The organism is Tractidigestivibacter sp. (genome assembly GCF_057241865.1).
Genome location: NZ_DBHHPX010000068.1, coordinates 1 through 6,111, shown reverse-complemented (window position 1 = coordinate 6,111; position 6,111 = coordinate 1). Strand labels below are relative to the sequence as shown.

The window sequence follows — 6,111 nt, the reverse complement described above, 5'->3', positions numbered from 1 at the left end:
CTGTACATGGATCCTCCTGCACCACTCACGGTCCAAGATTTCCACCGCAGTCCCCTTTCAGCTGCATAGAGTTTCTGGTCTTCACAGCAGCACCTCTAGGTATCGGCGGACCTTCCCTTTGACGCCCAGGCTCCCCGCGTACTCGAGGAGCTTCGGCACGCTTCTGCCTTCGGAGGAAAGGTACGCGCGGAAGGCTGGGTTGAGCCTCTGAACATCTGGGTTCGACGTGCCGCGCAGCATGTCGCAGAGGGTCCTCTCCGCGTCGTAGGCGCGCACCGCGTTGCCGTAGGGCGTCTTAAGGATAGTCGTGCCGAGCTCGTGCAACCCCGAAGGCGAGGTCTTCGCAACCAGCCCGAACCGTTTCGCGGACGTGGGGTTATACCCGAGCGGGAACGTCATGGTGAGCCTCTCGGGCGCCTGGTCGGAAAGCGAGAGCAGGTACAGCGCCGTGTCATGCGAGAAAACGCCGCGCACGAAGCGGTGCTGGGCGACCACGTACTCGTCTTCCCAGGCTTCGGGCAGGCAGTAAAGGCCGCGGTCGACCCTCGTCAGGAGCCCCCGCGCAACGGCCGACGAGAGCACCCGGGGGTTGATCCCCTCGGAAGCGGCGTCGGCCGCGGAGACGAACCCGTTGTTCGCCTTCGCCATTCTCATCAGATCGTCCGTATGTCCTCCTTTGAACAACTATGCTAATGATGATAACGGATATTAGCACGGAATGGTCGCTATCGAAAGCAAAGCCCATCCAATGGTGCTGTATCCGAATCACTCGCCAAACCGCCCGCTTCTATTCTTCCTGGGGATTTAGGGAGTAGTTGCACGCCGAGTGCCCGTTTCGCGGGGTTTTAGGGCGGATTAGCATTCTGAGTGCAACAGCTACTAGGTAAAACGCAAACGCTATCCTTCGGCTATGGTCGAGGGCGGCATGCCTCAATCAGGCAATCGGACAAGCGTGCATCTCAGATATAAATTCCGTCGCAGGAAAACTAGAGCCCCTCCCCTTCTCACCTGGGGCTTGCAACCGCAGGGCACCTTCCGGTTGCCTCGATTTTCCCTATTGCTAATCGCTGGTTGGTAGAATCATCGGTGTTGCTACCTCAAGCTGAAGAAGCAAGTTGAATCGACCCCCTCCGCAAAGCGGAGGTGCGAAAAGGAGAAGGAACCACCATGAGCTTTCGAGACAACCTTCAGTACCTGAGGGCGGAGCACAACATGACTCAGGAGCAGCTCGCCATGCTTCTCGGAGTCTCTCGACAGTCCGTCACCAAATGGGAGGCGGAGCGCTCGTATCCCGAGATGGACAAACTCCTCAAGATGTGCGGAATTTTCGACTGCAGTCTCGACGACCTCGTCCGGGGAGATTTGACTCACAGGCGCACCGGAGAGCAGAGCTTGCAGGCAAAGACCGTTCCCGACGGTCCTCCGCAGGACATCTGCGGCTACGACGAACACCAATGCATGATGGCATGGAAGATTCCGGCGGGCATCGCCTGCATAATCGGCGGAATCGCGCTTGGACATTTGTTCGAGAGCGTATTCTCGCAGTTCACGGGCGAGGGCAACGACGTTGCGCCCATCCTTTTCGTGCTCGCTGGCGTTCTTGCGGGCCTGACGTGCATCATTCCGGCGGGAATGACACACTCTGCCTTCGTGAAGGCGCACCCGTTCGTGGAGGATTTCTACACTGAGGACGATCGGTCGCGGGTGCACACCGCGTTCACCCGGGGCCTCATCGGAGGCATCGCCGCCATCTTCGTCGGCATCGGGGCGCATCTTCTGCTCGCCGAAGCATCGGGGAACTTCGCACAGTTCCTTCTCCTCACCTTCGTTGCGCTCGGCGTGTGGAGCATCGTCCACTGCAGCATGCTGCTCGGGCGCACTGACATCGCACAGTACAACATGAACGCAGCGGACAGCCTCGAGGTCGAGGACATCATGAACGCGCAAATCAGGGAGGACGTTCGCGATTCACTCCTCCAGAAGCGCCGGCGCAGCAAGAGGCTCGGCGCAGTCTGCGGGGCGATCATGATCGTCGCGACCATCGTCGGCCTCGGCTTCATGTTCGTTCCCGTGCTGACATCCCCCGATCCTTCGAGCTTCACAGCTGAGGGAACCTCCGCCATGTGGTTCTGGGTTGCCTGGCCCGTCGGCGGGCTGCTCTGCGGTGTCATCTCGCTCATTTGGGAGGCGTTCGGGAAGGAAGAAGACTAGCGTGTGGAGCGTAGACAAAGAGAGTGAAGAGTTTGCAACCACCGCAAAGCAGGACTAAGTATGTAAGCACCCACTCTTCTCTATCTCTAAGCCACCTGATGCCTCGCGAAAATGCGCATCGCAAACGGTATGCAAACCACGAAGAGACCTGAGTAAAGTATCGCCAGCGCAGCGGGAAGGTCGATTACCGCCGCCCCTGCCGCGTAGCTGACCATGCGACTGAATGCGAAGTTCATTCCCGCCATGGGCGTGAGGGCTCCAAGCTTCGCGAGCGGAGGGATGAAGAGGGCGAACATCCCGAGGAAGGCCACCGCCATCGGAATCACGGCCACCGGCATCGTGGAGCGCATCTTCGAAGACAAGAGCAGCGTGAGCGCTGCCATGCCGAGCGCGACGAGATACCCCAGGCCGTAGACGGCGAGCATGGCCTGCCCGACGGTGAGCGGGTACGGGTTGTCGAACCCGAAGACCACCTGCACCGGCAGATCCCATCCTCCGACGCCGCACACGGCCACGTCGATTCCCACGACGACCGCCGAGCAAAGCCACCAGTAGACTGTGGCGAACGCGAGCGCCGCGATGACTTTGGCGGCGGGGAGAGCCCTCCTGCCGCGCCTCGTTGGCAGCGCCACAGCGGCAGTGCGGTTCTGGTACTCTCCCGCGAACACGCCCGAGAGGGCAATGCACAGCGCCACGATCGAGAGAGCGAGGAAGCTCGCCCAATCCAGAGCGTTTTTCCATGCGCCGGCGTAGCCGAATTCAACTGGCCACTGAATCTGGTCGAACTTGCCGCGCCAATAGGACGCCTCGGCATCGCTGTAGGGGAAATAGTGCTCGAAGCCGTCGGACAGCGTGGCGTCTATCCTCGCAAGCGAGCCCTCTCGCAGGCTCGTCGCGCGCGGGCTTGCGCTATCGAGCGTGCCCACGATCTCGTTGTAGTAGTCGTCGGAGGCAACGAACCTCGTCTGCTGCCAGAACTCGAGACCGTACTGGGCGATCATCGCGTCGCTCGACAGGTCGTAAAAACCGGGGGTTCCCTCCGCAAGCTCGTTGGCGCGATCGAGGGTAGCTGCGTCTTTTGCAATTCGGGCGTCGTCGAGCACGCCGGCATGCGACTCCTCGTTGTTGCGATATGCCTGCTGGCCGGCGAGTCCCTCCACGACGGCGCCCGTTGCGTAGTCGCGCGTGGTTGTGGTCGCCAGGTTCATGAAGGCCATGCCTGCCAGCAAGGCGAGCGCGATCAGGCACGCCGCCATGCCTGCGCGGTTGCCGATTATCTTTCTGAGTTCGAACTTGATGAGCTCTCCCATTGCGCGCTCCTAACGGATGCCCGCGTCGCGGAACGCGTGCAGGTACAGGTCTTCCAACGTGGGCTCGACTGCCCGCGCCCCTTCCATGGGCGAGGCGTCTGCCACCACGCGCACCACCGCATGCCCGTCTGTGGCATAGCGCACGTTGGCCACGAGCATGTGCGCCGACATCTCCTCGGCGCGATGCGCCTCCACATGGCATTCCCACACTTTGCCCGCAGCCTGTGAAATCACCTGCTCAGGCGTACCGTCCATGAGGAAGTTGCCCTCGCGCATCACGAGGATGCGGCTGGCGATGAACTCCACGTCGCTCACGATGTGGGTGGAAAGTATCACGATCTTGTTTTGGGCGAAGCTGGCGATGAGGTTGCGGAAGCGCACGCGCTCCTTGGGGTCGAGGCCGGCCGTGGGCTCATCGAGCACCAGGATGGCAGGGTCGTTTAGCATGGCCTGGGCGATCCCGAGGCGCTGCTTCATGCCGCCGGAGAAGGTCTTCACCTTGCGCCGCGCGTCATCGGCAAGCCCGACCTCATCGAGCAGCTGCACGCTGCGGGCGCGGCCGTCTCGGCTGGAGAAGCCCTTGAGCGTGGCCATGTAGCGCATGAACTCGAGCGCCGAGAAGTCGGGGTAGTAGCCGAAATCCTGTGGGAGGTAGCCGAGCAGCGCCCGATACTCGTCGCCCATCGATAGGGCGTCGCGCCCGTCGAGCAGAACCTGCCCGCTGGTGGGGCGCAGCACGTCGCAGACCATGCGCATGAGCGTGGTCTTGCCCGCGCCGTTCGCGCCCAAAAGCCCCGTCACGCCCGGGGAAAGTTTGGCCGACACGCGGTCCACGGCTATCCTCGCCCCGAACTGCTTGGTCAGCCGATCCAATGTGAGTTCCATATTGCAATCCTTATCTAGTGGTAGGTTTTCGCCATATGCGGCGAGAACGCGTCCAGCCCCGCAGAGACCGCGTGTACGAGCATCGCAACCTCGCGCACGAGCCACGCGAGCGCCACGGCGGCCGCGGCGATCCACGAGGCGAGAGAAGCCGTCCCGTACATGCCCGGCCATATGCTCGCAAAGGCCATGAGCACGGCACAGCATGCGGCCACCCATGCCCAGCAGAGCACTGCGGCAGAAGAGGGCGCCGCCCTCCTCATCAGCGCTAGCGAGCCGGCGCAGGAGCAGAAGAACGGCGGACAGGCGCAAAGCGCGACCGAGAGCGCGTTGGCGTCCAGAGAGGACGCGACCGCACCAACCATGAGGGCAACCACCAGCGACGACGAGCAACCCAGAACGATCAGGCGCGCCACCATCACGCTCACCGCGTTGCTGGGGCACGAGTACTCCAGCTCGGCCACACCGTGCAGCTTGCTCGCATGCACGCTGGGCACGCCAACGAGCACGGTTACGGCGGAGAGGACGCCGATGACGAGCTTCGCGAGGTTCGCGTCCGCGGTGCTGCTCGCCGCGGCGAGCATGAGCGCGACAATCCCCAGCTGCGCGACCCAAGTCCATAGAGGGATGTAGCGCACCTGGGATGCGACGAACTGGGCAAACCCCATCCGGCGGCCATGGGCCCTGCTCGTCCGCTTGTCCTCGGTGGCCATGGCCTGCGCGAGCGAGTCGATAGTGTTCGGGTCCGCCTCCTCCCGTTGGGCGGAATAGTGCTGGGAGAGCTCGATTTCGAGCCTCGCTCGCTCCGCCTTACCCATCAAGACCACCCTCCTTCAAGTCCTCTTCGAGCGTCTTCAGCGCTGCCTTGATGTGCCTGCGCGCCGCGAATCGGCTTATCCCGAGGGTCTGGGCGACTTCGTTTACCCCGAGCCCCAAGCCAAACCGCAGCTCCACGACCTCGCGCAGCTCGCTTGGCAGCCGCTCCAATGCGAGGTCGAGATCCGCCTCGCGCCCGTCGCGCTCGCAGGCGGCGACATCGAACTCAAGGCTCACCGTCTCCAGCCGCCTCTCGCGGCTGGCGTCGACGCATACGCTTCTCGCTATCCGCATGAGGTAGGCGATGGGCTTGCCGCGCTCGCGGTACCCCTGGGCACGCACGAAGCGCAGGAACGTCTCCTGCGCGAGGTCACCCGCCTCGTGCCCGGCGGGCGCGTGGCGCCTGCAGTACGCCAGCACGTCGTCGTAGCACTCCTCGGCAATCTCGCGCGCCCGGTCCGGATCCAGGCCGCCGATCTCCCGTCTAGGCAAGCCAAACCACCTCCTCTACCTACTACAACGTGAAAGCAGCCCGAAATGTGCGGCCCTTCGCGATATTTTTACGAGTATTCTCCCATGGCCGCCATGAAATGAGCTCAGGGGGCGGGGTTCATTGCGTCCTGCGTCGGCTGTGGGCAAGATGGAAAACCTTGATTCCAAGGCTGTGCACACTCTGTCAGCCCGCTCACGGTATTCGATGCTTTGCTGATTTCCGCCATACAGGCTTTGTAGGGAATCGTATGAGTATGCATACAGATCGGGGCATGAGGACGAGAAGTCGGACCCGATGCGGTCCAATCAGGAGTCTGCAGTGAGCTTTGCGCCAGAACAGAAGAAGGGGGGTGTTCCCATAGTTTTGTCAAGCAGGCGGACTCGCTGAGTCCCAGGGTTT

At 62.4% G+C, this 6,111-nt stretch carries 6 protein-coding genes; 1 reads left to right on the top strand and 5 read right to left on the bottom strand.

Annotated features, from left to right (window positions below; translation table 11 throughout):
* Positions 1-81: 81 nt before the first annotated feature.
* Positions 82-654 carry a type IV toxin-antitoxin system AbiEi family antitoxin domain-containing protein gene (locus ACO59D_RS12650; RefSeq protein ID WP_485127290.1) on the bottom strand — a complete coding sequence of 191 codons (573 nt, stop codon included), beginning with the start codon at positions 652-654 and terminating at the stop codon, positions 82-84.
* Between the two features lie 513 nt (positions 655-1,167).
* Between ACO59D_RS12650 and ACO59D_RS12645 the strand changes: the two genes are divergently transcribed.
* On the top strand, positions 1,168-2,211 hold the full coding sequence (locus tag ACO59D_RS12645) for a helix-turn-helix transcriptional regulator (protein WP_485127289.1): 1,044 nt from the start codon (positions 1,168-1,170) through the stop codon (positions 2,209-2,211).
* 86 nt (positions 2,212-2,297) lie between these two features.
* On the opposite strand, the gene ACO59D_RS12640 is transcribed toward ACO59D_RS12645, so the two are convergent.
* Genes ACO59D_RS12640 through ACO59D_RS12625 form a run of 4 tightly spaced genes read right to left on the bottom strand, consistent with a single transcriptional unit; the run spans position 2,298 to position 5,711 of the window.
* Entirely contained in the window at positions 2,298-3,521 is a 1,224-nt protein-coding gene (locus ACO59D_RS12640; protein ID WP_485127288.1) for an ABC transporter permease family protein, read from the bottom strand.
* A gap of 9 nt (positions 3,522-3,530) precedes the next feature.
* Complete coding sequence (locus ACO59D_RS12635; RefSeq protein WP_485127287.1) at positions 3,531-4,406, bottom strand: ABC transporter ATP-binding protein; 876 nt, start codon at positions 4,404-4,406, stop codon at positions 3,531-3,533.
* Positions 4,407-4,420: 14 nt separating this feature from the next.
* On the bottom strand, positions 4,421-5,221 hold the full coding sequence (locus tag ACO59D_RS12630; protein ID WP_485127286.1) for a hypothetical protein: 801 nt from the start codon (positions 5,219-5,221) through the stop codon (positions 4,421-4,423).
* Entirely contained in the window at positions 5,214-5,711 is a 498-nt protein-coding gene (locus ACO59D_RS12625; protein WP_485127285.1) for an RNA polymerase sigma factor, read from the bottom strand. Before ACO59D_RS12625 ends, ACO59D_RS12630 begins: the two co-directional genes overlap by 8 nt.
* Positions 5,712-6,111: the final 400 nt, after the last annotated feature.

What these genes read in the sequence shown, in the direction of transcription:
- ACO59D_RS12630 (WP_485127286.1), bottom strand. Translation starts at nt 5,221, where the DNA reads ATGGGTAAGGCGGAGCGAGCGAGGCTCGAAATCGAGCTCTCCCAGCAC.
- ACO59D_RS12650 (WP_485127290.1), bottom strand. Translation starts at nt 654, where the DNA reads ATGAGAATGGCGAAGGCGAACAACGGGTTCGTCTCCGCGGCCGACGCC.
- ACO59D_RS12645 (WP_485127289.1), top strand. Translation starts at nt 1,168, where the DNA reads ATGAGCTTTCGAGACAACCTTCAGTACCTGAGGGCGGAGCACAACATG.
- ACO59D_RS12640 (WP_485127288.1), bottom strand. Translation starts at nt 3,521, where the DNA reads ATGGGAGAGCTCATCAAGTTCGAACTCAGAAAGATAATCGGCAACCGC.
- ACO59D_RS12635 (WP_485127287.1), bottom strand. Translation starts at nt 4,406, where the DNA reads ATGGAACTCACATTGGATCGGCTGACCAAGCAGTTCGGGGCGAGGATA.